The sequence below is a fragment of the Solitalea lacus genome (genome assembly GCF_022014595.1).
GTDB classification, from domain to species: Bacteria; Bacteroidota; Bacteroidia; order Sphingobacteriales; family Sphingobacteriaceae; genus Solitalea; species Solitalea lacus.
Genome location: NZ_CP091740.1, coordinates 4,002,819 through 4,023,005, shown reverse-complemented (window position 1 = coordinate 4,023,005; position 20,187 = coordinate 4,002,819). Strand labels below are relative to the sequence as shown.

Genomic DNA, 20,187 nt, shown 5'->3' with positions numbered 1-20,187 from the left:
AAATTTTGTGTGTTTTCATTTGTGTATTCTGCTATTGAATTCACAAATCTTAATCAAACTAATAAGCTAAATTCGGAGCCATCCATTTCTCTGCCTCTTCGATGCTCATATTTTTCCTGATTGCATAATCTTCAATCTGGTCTTTTTGAATTTTACCTAATCCAAAATACTTTGAATCAGGGTGCGAGAAATAAAATCCACTTACAGCCGCAGTCGGATACATTGCTAAGCTTTCCGTTAAAAAAATTCCAGTGTTGGCTTGTGCATCCAAAATATCAAACAAGGTGGTTTTCTCTGTATGATCTGGGCAAGCTGGATACCCTGGAGCCGGACGAATACCTTTATAACGTTCTTCAATCAATTCTTCGTTGTTGAACTGTTCACTAGCATCGTATCCCCAATATTCTTTACGTACCAGCTCGTGCATTCGTTCGGCAAATGCTTCTGCCAAACGATCCGCAAGTGCTTTGGCCATGATGCTGTTATAGTCGTCGTATTGGCTTTCAAATTCCTCTACCAATTGATCTAAACCGATTCCCGTTGTTACTGCAAATCCACCCCAATAATCTTCAATTTCGGTTTCCTTTGGTGCGATAAAGTCGGCTAATGCGAAATACGGAATGTTCTGAGCCTTTTCTATTTGCTGACGTAATGTGTGTATAGTTGTTAATTTTTCCTTACGGGATTCATCTTTATACAATTCAATATCGTCATGCCCAATAGAGTTTGCCGGCCAAAAGCCAATTACGCCGCGAGCAGTAAGCAACTTTTCATTAACAATGCGCTGCAGTAGCACCTGAGCATCATCAAAAAGTTTTTTAGCTTCAATACCAACCACTTCATCCTTCAAAATTTTAGGATAACTACCATATAATTCCCAAGTATGGAAAAATGGAGTCCAGTCGATATAGTTTACTAGATCAGCTAAGTTAAAGTCGCTAAAGACCTTTGTTCCAATAAATGAAGGCTTCTTAGGCTGATAGCCGTCCCAATTCAGTTGTAGTCTTCGTTCACGAGCCACTTCAATTGGCACAAATGTTTTAGTTGACTTTTTATTCAAATGGAAATCTCTTAACTGATCATATTCTTTGGTTATGCCAGCCATGAAATTTCCTTTCTGTTCATCATTCAATAAACTTCCAGCAACAGGAACAGAGCGCGATGCATCTAATACATGCACCACAGGGCCGTTATAATTTGGAGAGATTTTGACTGCTGTATGTACTCTTGAGGTAGTGGCACCACCGATCAATAATGGAATATTAAAGCCTTCCCGTTCCATTTCTTTGGCAACGTAAACCATTTCATCCAGCGAAGGGGTGATCAGGCCGCTTAATCCAATAATATCAACGTTCTCTTTGCGTGCAGTTTCCAAGATCTGTTGGCATGAAACCATAACACCTAAATCAATGATTTGGTAATTATTACATGCCAATACCACTCCCACAATATTTTTTCCGATATCATGAACGTCGCCTTTTACAGTGGCAAGGAGAATTTTTCCTGCTCCAGATCGCTGTGTTTCTTCCGAAGCATTCCCGCTTTCCTGAAGTAATATTTTCTCAGCCTCAATATATGGCAGTAAATAAGCAACAGCCTTTTTCATTACTCTGGCTGATTTTACTACTTGCGGCAAGAACATCTTTCCTGATCCAAACAAGTCGCCTACAACGTTCATTCCATCCATTAATGGTCCTTCAATTACTTGTAGTGGGCGGGGGTATTGCTGGCGAGCTTCTTCAACATCCTCATCCAGGTATTCAATAATTCCTTTGACTAAAGCATGGCTTAAGCGTTTCTCAACCGGCTCTTTACGCCATTCTTCGTCTTTAACAATAGTTTTACCTTTTGCTTTAACTGTTTCAGCAAAACTTACTAATCGTTCAGTAGCGTCATCTCTTCTGTTTAGAAGAACATCCTCTACCAGTTCAAGCAAGTCTTTGGGAATTTCCTGATAAACCTCCAGCATTCCGGCATTGACAATCCCCATGTCTAAGCCTGCCTTTATTGCATGATATAAAAAGGCAGAGTGCATTGCTTCGCGAACGGTATTGTTTCCGCGGAAAGAAAACGAAATATTACTTACGCCACCACTTACCTTGGCTAATGGCAAATTTTGTTTTATCCATCGGGTAGCTTCAATGAAGTCTACTGCATAGTTATTGTGCTCTTCTAACCCTGTGGCAACTGTTAAAATATTGGGATCGAAGATGATGTCTTGTGGTGCAAAACCAATTTCATCAACTAAGATTCTGTAAGAACGTTCACAAATTTCTATACGACGTTTATAAGAGTCTGCCTGTCCCTGCTCATCGAAGGCCATTACCACAGTTGCGGCTCCGTAGCGTTTTATTTTGCGAGCATACTCTTTGAACTTTTCTTCTCCCTCTTTTAGTGAAATAGAGTTGACAATGCCTTTCCCTTGCAGGCATTTTAAACCAGCTTCGATCACACTCCATTTAGAAGAGTCGATCATAATTGGCAATTTGGCAATATCAGGTTCAGAAGCTAATAAATTCAGGAATTTAACCATAGCCGCTTCTGAATCCAGCATGCCTTCGTCCATGTTCACATCAATCACTTGAGCGCCGCCCTCAACCTGCTGGCGGGCAACAGCCAGGGCTGCTTCATAGTCGCCTGCTAAGATCAGCTTAGCAAACTTGGGAGAGCCTGTAATGTTGGTTCGCTCACCTATGTTTACAAAATTGGTTTCAGGAGTTATGACTATTGGCTCCAGACCACTTAGGCGTAAATAAGACAACGGCTGCTTAAGCTGGCGAGGGTTGTGTTTTTTCGCTTCTTCTGCTATAGCTCGAATATGGTCAGGAGTAGTTCCACAGCAACCACCAATAATGTTTACAAAGCCGCTCGATAAGAAATCGCGAATTTGGCTAAGCATTTGTTCAGGAGTTTCGTCGTACTCTCCAAACTGATTGGGCAAGCCGGCATTTGGATAAGCTCCGATAAAAAATGGCGCTTTCTCCGCAAGTTCTTCCAGGTATGGGCGCATATCTTTGGCTCCCAAAGCACAGTTAAAACCGATAGATAGCAAGTCAAAATTTGATAGCGATATCAGAAATGCTTCAGCTGTTTGCCCTGAGAGGGTTCTACCACTGGCATCGGTAATAGTTCCCGAAACCATGATCGGTAGTTTAATATTATTGGTTTCAAAATATTGATCAATCGCAAATAAAGCCGCTTTGGCATTAAGTGTATCAAATATGGTTTCTACCAAAAGAATGTCAGCTCCACCATCAACCAACCCTCTTACTTGTTCTGTATAGGCTTCAACCAACTGGTCGAAAGTTATGGCTCGATATCCAGGGTCGTTAACATCTGGAGATAAAGATGCTGTACGGTTCGTTGGACCGATGGCGCCGGCTACAAAACGCGGATTTTCTGGGTTTACAGTATTGAATTCAGTGGTTACTTCCTTTGCAATTTTGGCTGATTCATAATTTAGTTCATATACCAAATCTTCCATGTGATAATCAGCCATAGCTATACTAGTGCCACTAAATGTATTAGTTTCAATAATATCTGCTCCAGCCTCTAGGTACTCGCGATGAATAGCTTTAATAACATCCGGCCGTGTAATGCTCAATAGGTCATTATTACCTTTAAGGTCGGAAGGATGGTTTTTAAATCTTTCGCCTCGGAAATCTTCTTCTTGCAACTTATAACGCTGAATCATTGTTCCCATGGCTCCATCGAGCACCAAAATCCGGTTTTTTAGTAGTTCTTTAATATCTGCCATCAATTTCAATCCATTCTTGGTTAAATCCAAAATAAAGTATGTTTGAACAATTACTTTTGTTGCCTAAAGGCCAACACGTGATAACTCAGTGTTAGTTTAAAAAATCTTGCTTATTAGAGTTCATCAAGTGGAGAAATCCACTATGCTCATCTGCTCCCATATAGTTGGGATAGAATTTGGCACCTTGTAAGCACAGGTTGCCAAGACTTCATTGGGTCTATTCCCTCCGTCTTTCTTTATAAGCGATACAAAAGTCATTAATTAACTGGTGAAAACCAAACGATTTTGTTAAAAAAGTGTAGCAATCCTTGCTATTTAATTTATCACAGGTTTAAATTTGAGGTATTTGTGTTAACATTAGGTGTTAAATGGCGGAAGTTAATGTTAATTAATTTGATGAAATGACTAGGCTGTTTGATGATGGTGAATGAAAATTAATATTCGGTTAATATATTTTATTAAATTTTTATTTAATAAATGCTTGTAATTCAGCGTTAAAGTGAATAAATTGTTAATCAAATGTTATTTAACATTTACTTAACATTGGATTAATATTTAAGTAATCTTTTTCTTTCTCTTTTGTGTTCGAAAACTTAGCCATCCAAGGAAAAATGAAAAGGATATTTTTTTTACTAACAACCGCGGCATTTTTAACATCATGTGGCGGCGGACAAAAAGCGAACACAAATAGTAATTCTGGCAGTCAAACCGGAAGTGTTAAAATTGACGGATCAAGTACTGTTTACCCAATTTCAGAAGCAGTTGCAGAAGAATTTAGAGGAGTGCAATCAGAAGTGAATGTTACTGTGGGAGAATCGGGAACAGGTGGAGGATTTAAGAAATTCTCAAGAAATGAGATTGACATCAGTGATGCATCTCGTCCAATTACTGCAGAAGAAATTGAAGCTTGTACTAAAGCCGGAATTAACTTTATCGAAATTCCGATTGCGTTTGACGGTTTAGCGGTAGTAGTTAGTAAACAAAACACTTTTATTGATCATCTAACGGTTGCTGAGCTTAAAAAGCTTTGGGAACCTGCAGCTCAGGGAACAATTAAAACTTGGGATCAGATTCGTCCGACTTTCCCTAAAGAGCCAATCAAATTATACGGAGCAGGTACTGCCTCGGGTACTTACGATTACTTCACCGAAGCTATTTGTGGTAAAAAAGGTGCTTCTCGTGGTGATTATACTGCTAGTGAAGATGATAACGTGTTAGTACAAGGAGTATCTCAAGATAAAGGCGGTTTAGCTTATTTCGGTTTAGCTTATTATGAGCAAAATCAGGATAAATTAAAATTAATTCCAATTGATGGTGGAAACGGACCTGTTTCTCCTAGTCAGGAAACTGTTGGAAATGGAACTTACCAGCCTTTGTCTCGTCCTATTTTCATCTATATCAACAGCAAATCATGTGAGCGTAAAGAAGTAGTAGATTTTGCTAAGTTTTACGTAGAGAACGCCGGTCGTTTGGCAAAAGAAATTGGTTACGTTCCTTTAAGTGCAGAAGAATACAAACTGATTCAGGATCGTCTAAACAAAAAAATTACAGGCACAGTATTCGTTAACGGAAAATCTACTGTTGGAACAAAAATGGCTGACCTTCTTAAAATTGAAGAAGGAAAGTAATTCAGTTTTTTAAACATATTTAATTGTAAGCCCCGGAATCTGCTCATTATACAGGTGTCGGGGCTTACATGAGTAATTGGTTCAAACATAATCTATTAAATGCAAAAGGTTAAAGAGAAGATAATTGAAGGAATACTGTTGTTTTGCAGTTCCGTCACTATCTTAACCACATTAGGAATCATTATTATCCTTACAATTGAAACGGTCCAATTTTTCAAAGACGTTTCAATTATTGAGTTTTTTACCGGTACAGAATGGACTCCACTTTTTGCCAATAAAAAGTTTGGAATATTACCCTTGGTTTCGGGTACTCTGTTAACAACCTTTATTGCTATTTTAGTTGCCTTACCACTTGGCTTAACTATCGCTATTTATTTAAATGAATATGCTGATAAACGCTTTAAAGCAATTATCAAACCTACGCTCGAAGTGTTGGCTGCTATACCAACGGTTGTTTACGGGTTCTTTGCCTTAACTTTTGTTACTCCAATTTTGCAAAGCTTAATTCCGACGCTAGGAGGCTTTAACGCTTTGTCGGCAGGTTTAGTTATGGGCATTATGATTATTCCTTATGTATCATCATTAAGTGAAGATGCATTGAGTGCGGTTCCTAATTCACTGCGCGAAGCAGCTTATGGAATGGGATCCACCCGCCTTCAAACGGCATTCAAGGTTATGTTACCTGCTGCTTCGTCGGGTGTTATCGTTTCTGTTATTTTGGCTATTTCAAGGGCCATCGGCGAAACAATGATTGTGGCCGTTGCCGCAGGACAAGAACCTCGGTTAACTTTAAATCCTTTAAATTCAGTAGAAACCATTACAACTTACATTGTTCAGGTAAGTATGGGTGATGTGCCGCAAAACTCAATTGAGTTCCGTTCAATTTTTGCGGCCGGAATTACATTATTTGGTTTAACCTTTATCCTTAACAATGTTTCGTTTTGGATGAAACGTAAATTTCAGCAGAAGTATGAATAATGCACGTAAAAACGAGCTGAAAGACAACGCTTTTAAAATCTTTGCACTTGTCTGTACTTCAGTAGGCTTAATTGTATTGGGCTTATTGCTTTATAATATTATTTCGGTAGGGGTAACCCGTATCAATTGGGATTTTATTACCAGCCTTCCTTCGCGTCGCCCAGGAAAGGCAGGTATTTATACTGCTTTAATGGGTATGATCTGGGTGGTTACTTTAACCTTGATGATTTCTTTCCCAATTGGTATTGGTGCGGGCGTTTACCTGGAAGAATATGGTAAGAAAAACCGATTTGCCCAATTTATTGAGGTGAACATCGCCAACCTGGCGGGTGTTCCTTCCATCATTTACGGTATTTTAGGTCTTGAATTATTCGGCAGATTGATGAAGCTGGGTAATAGTGTTTTGGCTGCCAGCTTAACCTTGTCTTTATTGGTGTTGCCGGTAATTATTGTGGCTACGCGAGAGGCTGTAAAAGCAGTGCCTAGTTCATTACGTGAAGCGTCTATAGGACTTGGGGCTACACGTTGGCAGACTATTAGCCGCATTGTATTGCCTGCCAGTTTCGGGAGTATTTTAACGGGTATGATTTTAGCCGTTTCTCGGGCAGTGGGTGAAACTGCACCCTTAATTGTAGTGGGAGCTTTGGTATATGTGCCATTTGCCCCTAAAACGCCAATGGATCAGTTTACGGTTTTGCCAATTCAAATTTTCAACTGGACTAGCCGTCCTCAGCAAGGATTTGTGGTAAACGCTGCCGCCGCTATCATTATATTATTGTTATTTGTATTTGTGTTGAATGGTATAGCAGTATTTTTGCGAAACCGTCATAACAAAAGAGTGAAGTATTAATTAGTTTTGAGAATTGCGATATGAAATGCGACCAGTGAGAAAAATGAGGTTCTCACAGCATACATCTCATATCTCGCATCCGAAAAGATATGTATAAATTAGAAGCTAAAGACGTTCAGTTGTTTTATGGTGAAAAGCATGCTTTAAAAGGTATCAGCATGGGTATTAAGGCTAATACTGTTACAGCATTCATCGGCCCGTCGGGATGTGGTAAATCTACTTTCTTACGTTGCTTTAATCGCATGAACGATTTGATCGAAAATTGCCGTATTGATGGGGAGATTTTTATTGACGGTAGAGATATTTACAAAAGTAAAATCAACGTTGTTGACCATCGGAAGAAAATTGGAATGGTGTTTCAAAAGCCTAATCCATTTCCAAAATCAATATATGAAAATGTGGCTTATGGGTTGAGAATTAATGGAATCAATCATAAGAAGTTCATTGATGAAACTGTTGAGCGTTCTTTGCGTCAGGCTGCACTTTGGGATGAGGTTAAAGATGATTTGAAAAAATCGGCATTGGCATTGTCGGGTGGTCAGCAGCAACGTTTGTGCATTGCCAGAACCTTAGCGGTAGAACCTTCCGTGATTTTGATGGACGAGCCCGCTTCTGCGCTTGACCCGATTTCAACAGCTAAAATTGAAGAGTTGATCCATGATCTTAAGAGCAGGTACAGTATTGTTATTGTAACACACAACATGCAACAGGCTGCTCGTATCAGTGATAAAACGGCCTTCTTTTATTTAGGTGAGTTAATTGAGTACGATGATACATCAGTAATATTTACTAACCCAGCAAAAGAGGCTACGCAAAATTACGTTACTGGAAGATTTGGTTGATTTTTAAAATTGCTTTTTCACTGTTGGAAGTTTATAAATTAACTTCTGCTAACAATCTAAAAAACTTACTTTGCGTTTTTAATCGCATTTGCTATGACACACTTAGAAGAAGAATTACAAAAACTTTTCTATCAAATGAACGATATGGCCAGTTTGGTTGAGGGCCAAGTGGAAAAATGTATCGCTTCATTGTTAGACGAGGATAAAGGTTTGGCGAGAGAAGTTATTTTCAATGAAAAAAGAGTAAATGCTTATGAGTTGAAAATTGACAAGGATTGTGAAAACATTTTCACGCTCTTAAATCCTTTTGCCAATGATATGCGCTTTGTTTTCGCCACTTTAAAAATCAATTATAATCTGGAACGTATTGGAGACAATGCTGAAGGCATAGCACATTATGTTTTGGAGGCCGAACGTGGTTTTGATATGCATTTATTGGAAGAGTGTCGTTTTCATGAAATGGCTGAAACGGTTAAATTAATGCTAAATGCGTCCAATCGTGCATACGCGGAGCGTAATGCAAAGCTAGCCCGTACAGTGTTTAGTATGGATAGTATACTTGATGAAATTAATAAATCTGCAACCGATATTATTGCAGCATATATCAGAGGTAATATTGATAACATGATGCAGGCTCTCTATTTGCTGACCATCATTCGTAAGCTTGAAAGAGTGGGTGATCATATTACCAATATTGCCGAAGAAATTATTTTCTTCCTTGAAGCCAAAGTGTTAAAACATGGTAAAAAGTCCAGTTTTATGGAAAACTTTAGTAAGGAAGAGGAATAGGGTTGGAATTTAAAGTATTAAAAAAGCAGGATTGAAATTCTTTTCATCCTGCTTTTTTTTAAAACGATAAGCGTTTCGTTATAAGATCTTCAACCTTCTGGTAAAGCTGTTGTGGTTTTTGCGTTCGCCATCCCAGGTCATCCAGTTCGCCTCCAATATTAACATAATAGTCAATGTTAGTGTTACGCATTTCACTGGTAACATGTTCTCTGAAATTGATCATTGCAATCCATCCTTCGTCAATTTCCTGAAACCATTCTTCATAATACGAATCATCGGATCCGTGAAAGTTTAGGACGTTTTCTCCAATCAATATAAATTTATCAACTCCTTCAATCATGATATTTTCAATAACTTCGCGCTTAAGAAGCATTATGTCGTTATTTATGCAGTCATTCCATTCTCCAATTAACTCAATAATGCAACAGCCTATTGCATAATCAACAAACAGAATTTTTATATAAAGTGTGTTGGAGCCGAAGAAATCCCATTGCGGGTGAATGTAGTAGTTGTAAACAGTTTTGTCGTAGTAGAACTCGCTGTACTCACGATTATAGAACGGAGACAATTTATCCTCAGATGCCACGTAATAATCACGCCAATTATAGTAAGGTTCTATATCGTGCATTTCAACCTCAGTTTTTATAGTTCTCTACAGCCTTTCGCACACTGCCGTATTCATTCAGAAGCTTTTCGGCTATGTCACGATTGGCACCAGTAGCATTCATTACCATGTTTATACCACGGTCAATCAGCTTATTGTTACTTAACTGCATATCAACCATTTTGTTTCCTTTAATACGGCCAAGTTTGATCATTGCCGAGGTGGAAATCATATTTAATACTAATTTTTGAGCAGTTCCTGCTTTCATACGGGTAGAGCCGGTAACAAATTCAGAACCTACCACAACTTCAACCGGATATTTTGCCAAGGCGGCAATTGGGCTTCCTTCATTGCAAACAATGCAGCCTGTAAGTACGTTGTTTTTATTGGCCTCTTCCATGCCCCCAATAACATATGGGGTGGTGCCTGAAGCTGCAATTCCGATTAAGGTGTCTTTGTCGTTTATTTTGTACTGCGAAAGGTCAAGCCAAGCTTGCTCGGTATCATCCTCTGCAAATTCAACAGCTTTGCGTATTGCAGAATCTCCGCCGGCAATAATGCCAATAACTAAATCAAAAGGTACTCCAAAAGTAGGAGGGCATTCAGATGCGTCAACAATTCCTAATCGGCCGCTGGTGCCGGCACCGATGTAAAATAGCCGACCGCCTTTTTTCATGCGAGCAACAATTTGTTCTACTAAGGCTTCAATGGCAGGTAGAGCTTTTTCAATGGCAAAAGGAACAGTCTTGTCTTCGTTGTTGATATTTATAAGCAATTCGGCAACCGACATTTGCTCTAAATGGTTGTATTTTGAATCCGACTCGGTAGTTCTATGCATAAAATGGGTCAGGGTTATATCTGCAACAAATTTCTGTATTGATTCATTTAAATCATAATGAAAATGAAGCTTATTTTCCTTAAATTAAGAAATACATAATTAAACGTAAGCGAAATATTACTATTTCTTTTTGTATACAAACAACAGCGGAACGCTAATTGTGTTAATTTGTAAGAGAGACAGATTATATGGGTACGACGAAAAATAATTTACGTTTTGCTTTACTTGCCGCTGTAATGATGGCTATTGGGATGCTAGTTGGCTCTAAGATGAGTGATTCCTCATCGGTAGAGTTAAACTTTAATTTCCCTTTTACTTCCCGTTCAACTGATAAGATGGGGCGCATTTTGCAGGTGATACAAGATCGCTATGTGGATTCGATTGATATTGAAAAGCTGGAAGAAGAGTCAATCAACGGAATCATGTCGAAATTGGACCCTCACTCGCAGTATGTTCCGCCTGATGAATACCGTGCCTTATCTGAGTCGCTTGAAGGTAATTTTGATGGCATTGGCATAGAGTTTTATATGCTGAAAGATACACTTTTGGTTGTGAATGTAGTGTCTGATGGACCTGCATACAACGCCGGTTTAGTAGCTGGAGATAAAATCATAACAGTAAATAATAAAAGTATAGTCGGGCTAAAAAATAGCGAGCTGATTAAACAGCTACGTGGTCCTTCAGGAACAGTTGTTAACCTGGGAGTAAAAAAAGTATCTGCTCATGGGGAGTCATTGACGGATGTTAAAATTGTAAGAGGTAAGGTGCCTTTTAACAGTATTGAAACTTCCTATATGTTAAATGCGGAAACAGGATATATTAAGATTATACGTTTTGCGGCTACCACCCACAAAGAGTTCTTGAAATCTATGAATAAACTCAAGCAGCATGGGTTAAAAAGTTTGGTGCTTGATTTAAGAGGTAATGGAGGCGGGTATTTGCGAGCAGCTATTGCAATTGCTGATGAGTTTTTGCCAAACGGACAACTGATCGTGTATACACAAGGGCGCAAACAAGGAAAAGAACAATATTTTGCGACAGGTTCAGGTGAGTTTGAAAAAGGTAATTTAATAGTCCTGATTGATGAAAACTCGGCTTCGGCAAGTGAAATTGTTGCAGGAGCATTGCAGGATACCGAAAGGGCTACAATAATAGGTCGCCGTTCATTCGGAAAAGGCCTGGTGCAGGATCAGGTTGCATTTTCTGATGGCTCAGCTTTGCGACTAACCGTTGCCAGGTATTATACCCCATTAGGTCGTTGTATTCAAAAACCATATGCAGAGGGTATTAATGTGTATAAGAATGAAGTTGGCGAGCGTTTAAAGCATGGGGAGCTTTATAGTGCGGATAGTAATAAGATTGCTTTTTTAAATGCCCCTAAGTTTGTTACCCGCTCAGGTAAAACGGTATATGGAGGAGGTGGGATTATGCCGGATGAATTCATACCGATTGATACTTCTTCGAGCTCAGCGCTGTATAGCTACATAAGCTATAAAGGGCTTATTGTTGACTATACTTATGATTATATTGAAAGAAATAATTTAACCCAAAACTCCTACAGCTCATTAACTGATTTTGTTAATTCGTTTGAAATGAGTGATAATGAATTAAAGCTGCTGTTGAAGATGGTTAAAGATCAAAAAATTAATGTGAATGAACCTGACGTTAAAAAAAGTAAGGCATTGATCAAAAATCAGGTGAAAGCCATAATTGCTCGAAGATTTTGGAATGATGAAGGTTTTTACCGTGTCCTTAACACCCGCGATCAGATAGTACTTAAGTCTGTAAGTAATCCGGTAGCAACAGTGGCCGGAAATATAAAGTTGAAATAGTTAATGGTAGATACAAAAAAAAATCCCGAAGCGATTGACTTCGGGATTTTTATTACTTGAGTTAGAATTACTTCTTAACAGTATCAACAGCAGCTGAATCAACAACAGCAGTAGCAGTGTCAACAGCATTAGCTAATGAATCAACAGTAGCAGATTGAGCAGAATCAGCAGCTACTGAATCAGCAGTACCTTCAGCTTTTTTACCTTCACCACATGCTACAACGGCAAATACACCAGCCGCTAATAATAATGCAAATACTTTTTTCATTTTGTTTTCTTCTTAATTAGATTTTTAAAACGTGTGCAAAGGTAGAAATTTCTTTTTTAATAAACCAAAAATATTTTCACTAAGTTTCTGATGTTTAGTTAGATACTGATCAAATGGAATGGCTTTAGTAGTTGAAAATCAGCATGAAAAAAGGGTAAAGAAAAATGCTTTATTTTCTTTACCCTTAACTATTATGAATTATAATTTATTTCTGACGGAAATAAATGGTTACTGGTACTCCTGTAAAATCAAAATTTTCACGCAACTGATTTTCCAGATAACGCTTATAAGGATCTTTTATATATTGCGGAAGGTTGCAGAAGAATGCAAATGTTGGCGCAACACCAGGAAGTTGTGTTATATACTTAATTTTTACAAACTTGCCTTTTAATGCAGGTGGTGGATAATGCTCTATAACTTCAAGCATTACATCGTTCAATTTAGAGGTGGCGATTTTCTTAGCTCTATTATCGTAAACCTGCTGGGCAACTTCTATTGCCTTAAAAATACGTTGTTTCTCTAAAACAGAAGTGAAAACGATGGGAACATCAGTGAACGGAGCAAGTTTTTCTTTGATTTGCTCTTCAAACTTCTTCATTGTTTTGTTGTCTTTCTCAACCAAATCCCATTTGTTCACCAAAATTACAATGCCCTTGCGATTTTTTTCTGCTAAATGGAAAATGTTGATATCCTGCGATTCAAGACCTGTTGTTGCGTCAACCATCAGAATGCAAACATCGGCTTCTTCTAAAGCCTTGATGGTGCGCATTACCGAGTAAAATTCAATGTTTTCTTTTACTTTGGTTTTCTTACGTAATCCGGCAGTGTCAATCAACATGAATTCATGACCAAATTGCTTGTAATGAATATGGATTGAATCTCGTGTAGTGCCGGCAACAGGAGTGACGATATTGCGGTCTTTACCTAAAAATGCATTGATGATGGACGATTTTCCTACGTTAGGGCGGCCAACAATAGCGAATTTAGGTAGGTGCGACGTGGTGTCTTCCTGTTCTGGTTCAAATTTCTCAATGATGGCATCGAGTAATTCTCCGGTTCCACTTCCGGTCATTGACGAAATGTTGTAAATATCGCCTAGGCCAAATGCATGAAATACTGCTGATTCGTGAACAAGTTTGGTGTTGTCAACTTTGTTGGCAACAACAAATACTGGCTTTTTAGTACGACGTAAAATATCAGCAATATCATCTTCTAAATCAGTGATACCCGTAGTAACATCAACCATGAAAATGATAGATGATGCCTCTTCAATGGCAATAAGTACTTGCTCGCGAATGGCCGTTTCAAAAACATCGTCAGAGTTAGTAACATAGCCCCCTGTGTCAATTACCACAAATTCACGGTTCAGCCATTCTGCTTTGCCGTAATGCCTGTCACGGGTAACTCCGCTCATGTCATCAACAATGGCTTTGCGGGTTTCTGTTAATCTATTAAATAAAGTGGACTTCCCCACATTAGGGCGTCCAACTATAGCTACTATGTTGCTCATGTTAATTTTGAGTTTTGAGGAATGAGTGTTGTCATCCAATCACCCACTCTGAATTCTATATCGATAGAATAAATTTAGTACTTGGTCTATTTCTCGTATCCAAATCTTTTAAGGTAATTGTCTTTGTTGCGCCAATCGTCCAGCACTTTAACAAATACCTCAAGAAATACTTTTTTCTGCAGGAAAGCTTCAATATCGTAACGGGCCGCGGATGCAATTTTTTTCAACATTGTTCCACCTTTGCCAATAATGATTGCTTTTTGTGTTTCGCGTTCAACAATAATTTCTGCACTGATACGATGCAGATCTTCTCCTTCCTTGAATGAAACGATTACAACTTCAGAGCTGTATGGGACTTCCTTTTCACAGCATTTGAAAATTTGTTCACGAATCATTTCTGCAACAAAGAAGCGCTCACTTCGATCGGTAAGTTCCTCCTTGTCGTAATAAGGCGGGTGTGCGGGTAAATTTTCTCTGATGAATCCCGTAATTGCCTCTATATTAAATTCTTTTAAAGCAGAAATAGGGATAATAGCAGTTGGGTTCAGCTCTTTTTGCCAATATTCAATCTTTTGAGAAACAAGATCTTGGTTGGATTGATCTACTTTATTAATTAATACCGCTATCGGCCCTTCGTACTTTTTTACCTTTTCAACCACATCAGTCTCATCGTGCTTTTCGTTAATGTCAGTTACAACAAGTAAAACGTCTGCATCGAGGAATGATTCATTAACTGCCGACATCATTGATTTCTGCAATCCATATTTGGGTTGAATGATTCCGGGAGTATCGGAGAAAATGATTTGTGTTGATTCGTCATTAATGATTCCGATGATACGGTGACGAGTGGTTTGCGCCTTGTGAGTGATGATTGACATGCGTTCGCCCACCAGAATATTCATCAAGGTTGATTTGCCGGCATTAGGTTTTCCTACAATGCTTACAAATCCTGCTCTGTGTTCCATTTCTTTTTGTTTAAGGTGATCTCAATTGAACTACTCAATTGACTTGAAAATTAATCAGTTGTGAAATTCGTACCTTTGTTAAGGTATTTAAGCAATTCCGGGTGCAAAGATACAGTTTTGATTTTTTTTAAATAATTTTTGTGGAATTAATTATCATTCTTATCTTTGCAGTCCCAAAAGGGAGAGGCGGGTAATGAACGCCAAACAAATCCCAAGACAGTGCGGGGTGGAGCAGTTGGTAGCTCGTCGGGCTCATAACCCGAAGGTCATCAGTTCGAGTCTGGTCCCCGCTACCCAAGAAAAAAAGGTCGACAGTGTGTCGGCCTTTATTTTTCAAAATTACAACAGTGCGGGATGGAGCAGTTGGTAGCTCGTCGGGCTCATAACCCGAAGGTCATCAGTTCGAGTCTGGTTCCCGCTACCCAAGAAAAGGTCGACAGTGTCGGCCTTTCTTTTTCAAATTTACAACAGTGCGGGATGGAGCAGTTGGTAGCTCGTCGGGCTCATAACCCGAAGGTCATCAGTTCGAGTCTGGTTCCCGCTACCCAAAGAAAGGTCGGTATGAAAATACTGGCCTTTTGTGCTTTTAGTGAAATCTCCCTTCTGGTTATTAAATCCCTTCTTTTCTTGAAAAGTTATCAGTTAAACTAGTGATAGTTTGCGTTTTTTTGCTTTTTTGTAAGGTTTGCTTACTAGTATTGTAGTTTGCGTTTTTTTGCATGATTTTGATATTTATTGCGTCAATCCTTTCTTTTAACGCCTTTTATGGAGTTTTATCGGTTGTAATCATTTTGTTACTTGCGTGTTTTTGCATTTTTTCAGAATAATATTTTATGTTTGGAAGGGTGAAGTTTGCATTTTGTAGTCGATTGATGTAATAAACAAACAAAAACAATTATGAGGCGTTGTGCTCTACTTTTATCGTTTTTATTAACTACGTTATTAGGCTATGCTCAATTAAAGCATAAAAACGACATTGTCACCGGTGCAGACCAAACAGAAAAGTATCTCCCTCTATTAAAAGGCAAACGAATAGGAATGGTTGTAAACCAAACCTCTATCATTGGAGATAAATTAAGCGTTGATAGCCTGAAAGTGTTAGGTGTTAATGTTGTTAAAATATTTGGTCCTGAACACGGTTTTAGAGGAAATGCTAGTGCTGGCGTTCATGTTGTCGACACTATTGATGGCCAAACCGGAATAAAGGTGATTTCCCTGTATGGCAAAATGAGTAAGCCAAGCAAAGAGAGCTTAGAGGGTATTGATGTAATGATTTTCGATATTCAAGATGTTGGAGCTCGTTTTTATACCTACACTATTACTATGCATCGGGTAATGGAGGCGTGTGCAGAAAACAATGTTGAGCTGTTAATATTGGATCGACCTAATCCTAACGGCTATTTAATTGATGGGCCCATCCTGGATATGAAATATAAATCAGGAATAGGGATACATCCCGTGCCTATTGCCCATGGAATGACGATAGGGGAGTATGCTCAAATGATTAATGGTGAAGGGTGGTTGGCAAACAAGGCAAAATGTAAACTAAAAATAATTCCGGTAGCAAATTACAGGCATAGTATGCTATACAAGTTGCCGGTTAATCCGTCCCCCAATCTTAATTCCAATCAATCCATTTTATTGTATCCTTCTATTTGCCTGTTTGAAGGCACCATTGTCAGTCAAGGCAGAGGAACATATTTCCCTTTTACGGTTCTGGGAAATCCTGATTTGAAAGGCCAATATGGTTTTTCATTTATGCCTAAGAGTATCAAAGGGATGAGTGAAACTCCGCTTTTTCAGGATAATGAATGCTACGGTTTGGATTTGCGTGAATATGATGTTAAAAAGCTAATTAAAAGCAAGCAGATTAACATTAGCTGGATAATGGAATTATACAAAGCCTATCCACAAAAGGAGAAATTCTTTGATGCAAAGCAAAGCAAAGAAATTGGAAATATCGATAAGCTGGCCGGAACGGATTTGTTTAAAAAGCAAATTACAGAAGGCAAAAGTGAAGCAGAAATTCGCAAAAGCTGGGAACCTGGCCTCAGCAATTATAAAAAGATGCGAGAAAAATATTTACTGTATAAATAGCAGTAAATGCTTTTGGAAATAGGAGCCTGAATGTCTTCAAGGTTCCTTAAATAAGGTTTTTTTAATCAAAAACATAAATCGTCAAACTTAAAAACTTAATCAATCCAATTATGAAAAAAAGACTACTCACTTTTTTAATGAGTTTCGTCTTCTTGTCGATGCATGTAGCCGCACAGCAAAAGCTTGTTAAGGGTACTGTTACTTCGGCCGGAGACGGTTTGCCCTTGCCTGGAGTTTCTGTTATTGTTAAAGGTTCCACTAAAGGTGCTCAAACTAATACCTCTGGAGAATATTCCGTTAACGCTGGCGCAAAAGATGTGTTAGTGTTTCAATTTGTAGGGTTTAAAACTGCTGAAAGGACTGTAGGGTCAAACGCTACAATTAATGTTCAAATGGTGGAGGACGCCAAAGCATTAGGGGAAGTAGTTGTTACTGCTTTGGGTATTAAACAAGAAAAAAGGGCTCTGGGATATTCTGTAACTGAAGTTAAGGGAAAAGCGATTGCAGAAACTCAAAGAGAAAACTTTGTAAATGCCTTGCAAGGACGTGTTGCTGGTTTAACAGTAACTAATACCTCTGGATTGCCAGGTGCTTCTGCATCAGTAACTATTCGAGGTATTAATTCATTAAGTGGTAGCAATCAACCATTATTTATTGTTGATGGGTTGCCGATTGATAACCAAACGTTTAATACTTCAGGTTTTGTTTCTGATCAGAACTCGAATATTATGTTTGCCAATCGTTCTTTGGACTTTACAAATCGCGGAGCGGATATTAATCCTGATGATATTGAGTCAATTACGGTGCTAAAGGGGCCTGAAGCATCTGCGCTTTATGGTATTGATGCGGCCAGTGGGGCAATTGTAATTACTACAAAACGAGGTAAAGCTGGTCAATCTCGTGTCAATTACAGTAATGATTTCCGGTTTGATAAAATCAATAAATATCCGGTTGTTCAACAAGTTTATGGCCAGGGAATATTAGGGGCTTCGGATCTAAATACATTTAACTATTTCGGTCCTAAATATGCAGAAGGAACAGTATTACACGATAACATTAGCCCGTTTTTTCAAACTGCATTTACTCAGCGCCATAACCTGGCACTCGAAGGTGGATCTGAAAGGCTGACTTATCGTGCATCCTCTAGCTATACAAATCAAAGCGGAGTTGTTCCAGGTTCTGCTTTAGATAAGATCAACTTGTCCTTAATGACTAACGCTAAGATTTCAAAATTCTTTAGTAGTGATCTTTCTTTCAATTATACCAATTCTGATAATACGCAGGTATTTAAAGGTGGAGATGCTATTAATAATAATTATGGGCCAATGTTAGGCTTGTTATTGTGGCCTAGTACTGATGATGCAAGTGTTTATCTTAATGCTGATGGTAGTCGTAAGTTTTTGACCAGTAATTTTGCCTCTGAAGCTGAAAACCCTTACTTCAATGTAGATAAGAATAAAATACAGTCAAAAACCAACCGTATTGCTTCGAACTTAGCGTTAAACTTCTCTCCATTGCCATGGTTAAAAGGAGTTGGTAATATAGGATTTGATATTTACACGACTGAAAATCAGGTATTGCGCCATCCTCAGTCAAATTATGCTGCAGCTAACGGTGGTATATTGGATAACGCAGTAAGCAATACCAAAAATCTGAATATACAATATTATGTTACTGCAGATAAAAAGTTTGGTAAGTTTAGCGGTAACGTAAAGTTGGGAAGTGCATTAAACAGCTGGAATACTTTTAATACTGCTGTAAGTGGCATTGGCTTCCTTGATCCGGAGTTTGTATCCATTAACAATACGGACATTACCAAACAAAGAGCCGTTACGCGATTAACAGAGCGACGTTTGATGGGTGCATTCGGCTCTTTCTCGCTAAACTATAATGATCTTGTTTATTTTAGTGCTACTGGCCGTAATGACTGGTCTTCTACCCTGCCAATCAAGAACCGTTCGTTCTTCTATCCTTCGGCATCATTAAGCTTTATATTCACTGAATTACCTTGGTTGAAAAACAATCAAGTCTTGTCTTATGGTAAACTAAAAGCTTCTGTGGCACAAGTTGGTAAAGATGCGCCTCCTTATAGTTTGATTCCTGCTTTGGAAAGCCAGCCTACCACTGGCGGAGGGTATGGATACGGGTTTACAGGCCCAAGCCCTAACCTAAAGCCGGAGAAAACAACTTCATATGAATTTGGAGCAGAGGTTAAATTTTTCCAAGATCGATTGGGGATGGATGTGGCCTATTACCGCTCTGAGTCTTCTGATCAAATAGTAAAAGATTTACGATTAAGTTATGCTACCGGGGCTGTATTGCGTGTTCAGAATGGTGGTAATTTAGAAAATAAAGGTGTTGAATTGCAGTTAAATGGTTCTCCTGTTAAGGGTAAAGATTTTACTTGGGATGTGCTGGCTAACTTTACCAAAACATGGAATAAATTACTAACTCTTCCTGCCGGATTACAAGAGTATTACGTTTCTGATACCTGGGTGTATGGAAACGTCAGAAACGGAGCTGTTCCTGGTCAAGCAATTACTACTTTTTCAGGGTTTGCTTACCAACGTAACAATAAGGGAGATATTCTTATTAACCCATCGACAGGTTTGCCTTTACGTCAAAGTGTTTGGACGCCTGTTGGTGATCGTAACCCTGATTTTACCGTTGGTTTGACAAATACATTTAATTATAAAAACTGGGGCTTGAATTTCCTTTTAGACATTCGTAAAGGTGGAGACATCTACAATGCAACAGAGCACTTATTAACAGTAAAAGGATTAAGTAAGCGCACTCTAAACCGTTATGAGCCGGTTGTTTTCAAAGGCGTAATGAAAGATGGTTTGGAGAATTCTGAATTCCCTACTCAAAATAATATTAGCATTATTCCAGCTAGCAGTTCAACTGATTATTACTCTGCAACAGGTGCACTGAGCGAAGCTGACTTCATTGAGAAGGATATTAATTGGTTGCGTTTAAAGGATATCACCTTAAGCTATACTGTGCCACAAGCGAAATTAGCTAAAATCAAAGGAGTTAAGTCATTAGGTTTCTTTGTTACCGGTACTGACCTATTTATTATTACTAATTATTCAGGTTTAGATCCAGTTGTTAACGGAAACTCTGCAGCAGTGGGTGGTAGTGGAGCTACGGGCTTTGATTTTGGAAACTTCCCAATGCCGCGTGGTTTTAACTTCGGTGTGAAGTTGGGGTTATAATTTGTTAAATA

General features: G+C 38.6%; 14 protein-coding genes, 3 tRNA genes and 1 riboswitch. Of the genes, 11 read left to right on the top strand and 6 right to left on the bottom strand.

Going from position 1 to position 20,187, the window contains the following annotated elements:
• Window positions 1-58: 58 nt before the first annotated feature.
• On the bottom strand, window positions 59-3,757 hold the full coding sequence (metH, locus tag L2B55_RS17295) for a methionine synthase (protein ID WP_237850305.1): 3,699 nt from the start codon (window positions 3,755-3,757) through the stop codon (window positions 59-61).
• A gap of 143 nt (window positions 3,758-3,900) precedes the next feature.
• Window positions 3,901-4,002: riboswitch (SAM riboswitch) on the bottom strand.
• 366 nt (window positions 4,003-4,368) lie between these two features.
• On the opposite strand from metH, the gene L2B55_RS17290 reads away from it, so the two are divergent.
• The 5 genes from L2B55_RS17290 to phoU all read left to right on the top strand — a co-directional run bounded on the left by L2B55_RS17290 (window position 4,369) and on the right by phoU (window position 8,844).
• Complete coding sequence (locus tag L2B55_RS17290) at window positions 4,369-5,385, top strand: PstS family phosphate ABC transporter substrate-binding protein (RefSeq protein WP_237847456.1); 1,017 nt, start codon at window positions 4,369-4,371, stop codon at window positions 5,383-5,385.
• Between the two features lie 99 nt (window positions 5,386-5,484).
• Window positions 5,485-6,363: a phosphate ABC transporter permease subunit PstC gene (gene pstC / locus L2B55_RS17285; RefSeq protein ID WP_237847455.1), complete on the top strand. Its 879-nt coding sequence runs from the start codon at window positions 5,485-5,487 to the stop codon at window positions 6,361-6,363.
• Complete coding sequence (pstA, locus tag L2B55_RS17280) at window positions 6,356-7,213, top strand: phosphate ABC transporter permease PstA (protein ID WP_237847453.1); 858 nt, start codon at window positions 6,356-6,358, stop codon at window positions 7,211-7,213. Before pstC ends, pstA begins: the two co-directional genes overlap by 8 nt.
• Before the next feature lie 89 nt (window positions 7,214-7,302).
• Window positions 7,303-8,055, top strand: coding sequence for a phosphate ABC transporter ATP-binding protein PstB (gene pstB / locus L2B55_RS17275; RefSeq protein WP_237847452.1), 753 nt, complete (start codon window positions 7,303-7,305; stop codon window positions 8,053-8,055).
• Window positions 8,056-8,148: 93 nt separating this feature from the next.
• The gene (gene phoU, locus L2B55_RS17270) at window positions 8,149-8,844 is read left to right on the top strand and encodes a phosphate signaling complex protein PhoU (RefSeq protein WP_237847451.1); all 696 of its coding nucleotides are present in this window, start codon (window positions 8,149-8,151) and stop codon (window positions 8,842-8,844) included.
• Between the two features lie 58 nt (window positions 8,845-8,902).
• On the opposite strand, the gene L2B55_RS17265 is transcribed toward phoU, so the two are convergent.
• Both L2B55_RS17265 and murQ read right to left on the bottom strand, forming a co-directional pair.
• Window positions 8,903-9,472: a hypothetical protein gene (locus L2B55_RS17265; protein ID WP_237847450.1), complete on the bottom strand. Its 570-nt coding sequence runs from the start codon at window positions 9,470-9,472 to the stop codon at window positions 8,903-8,905.
• A gap of 7 nt (window positions 9,473-9,479) precedes the next feature.
• Entirely contained in the window at window positions 9,480-10,286 is an 807-nt protein-coding gene (murQ, locus tag L2B55_RS17260; protein WP_237847449.1) for an N-acetylmuramic acid 6-phosphate etherase, read from the bottom strand.
• A gap of 188 nt (window positions 10,287-10,474) precedes the next feature.
• On the opposite strand from murQ, the gene L2B55_RS17255 reads away from it, so the two are divergent.
• A complete protein-coding gene (locus L2B55_RS17255; protein ID WP_237847448.1) occupies window positions 10,475-12,118 on the top strand; it encodes a S41 family peptidase in 1,644 nt (547 codons plus the stop codon).
• Between the two features lie 67 nt (window positions 12,119-12,185).
• Here L2B55_RS17255 and L2B55_RS17250 read toward each other — a convergent pair whose 3' ends face one another.
• The 3 genes from L2B55_RS17250 to era all read right to left on the bottom strand — a co-directional run bounded on the left by L2B55_RS17250 (window position 12,186) and on the right by era (window position 14,861).
• Window positions 12,186-12,386, bottom strand: a complete 201-nt coding sequence (locus L2B55_RS17250; protein ID WP_237847446.1) for a PG1828 family lipoprotein — start codon at window positions 12,384-12,386, stop codon at window positions 12,186-12,188.
• A 205-nt stretch (window positions 12,387-12,591) separates the two neighbouring features.
• Window positions 12,592-13,896, bottom strand: coding sequence for a ribosome biogenesis GTPase Der (gene der / locus L2B55_RS17245; RefSeq protein ID WP_237847444.1), 1,305 nt, complete (start codon window positions 13,894-13,896; stop codon window positions 12,592-12,594).
• 86 nt (window positions 13,897-13,982) lie between these two features.
• On the bottom strand, window positions 13,983-14,861 hold the full coding sequence (gene era / locus L2B55_RS17240; protein ID WP_237847442.1) for a GTPase Era: 879 nt from the start codon (window positions 14,859-14,861) through the stop codon (window positions 13,983-13,985).
• Window positions 14,862-15,081: 220 nt separating this feature from the next.
• Between era and L2B55_RS17235 the strand changes: the two genes are divergently transcribed.
• From L2B55_RS17235 to L2B55_RS17215, 5 genes are all read left to right on the top strand, one after another.
• Window positions 15,082-15,158: transfer RNA gene (locus L2B55_RS17235), tRNA-Met, on the top strand.
• A gap of 51 nt (window positions 15,159-15,209) precedes the next feature.
• Window positions 15,210-15,286: transfer RNA gene (locus tag L2B55_RS17230), tRNA-Met, on the top strand.
• Window positions 15,287-15,332: 46 nt separating this feature from the next.
• Window positions 15,333-15,409: transfer RNA gene (locus tag L2B55_RS17225), tRNA-Met, on the top strand.
• A 349-nt stretch (window positions 15,410-15,758) separates the two neighbouring features.
• Window positions 15,759-16,958 (top strand): exo-beta-N-acetylmuramidase NamZ family protein, encoded by a 1,200-nt coding sequence (locus L2B55_RS17220; RefSeq protein WP_237847440.1) that lies wholly within the window; start codon window positions 15,759-15,761, stop codon window positions 16,956-16,958.
• A 110-nt stretch (window positions 16,959-17,068) separates the two neighbouring features.
• On the top strand, window positions 17,069-20,176 hold the full coding sequence (locus L2B55_RS17215; RefSeq protein ID WP_237847439.1) for a SusC/RagA family TonB-linked outer membrane protein: 3,108 nt from the start codon (window positions 17,069-17,071) through the stop codon (window positions 20,174-20,176).
• Window positions 20,177-20,187: the final 11 nt, after the last annotated feature.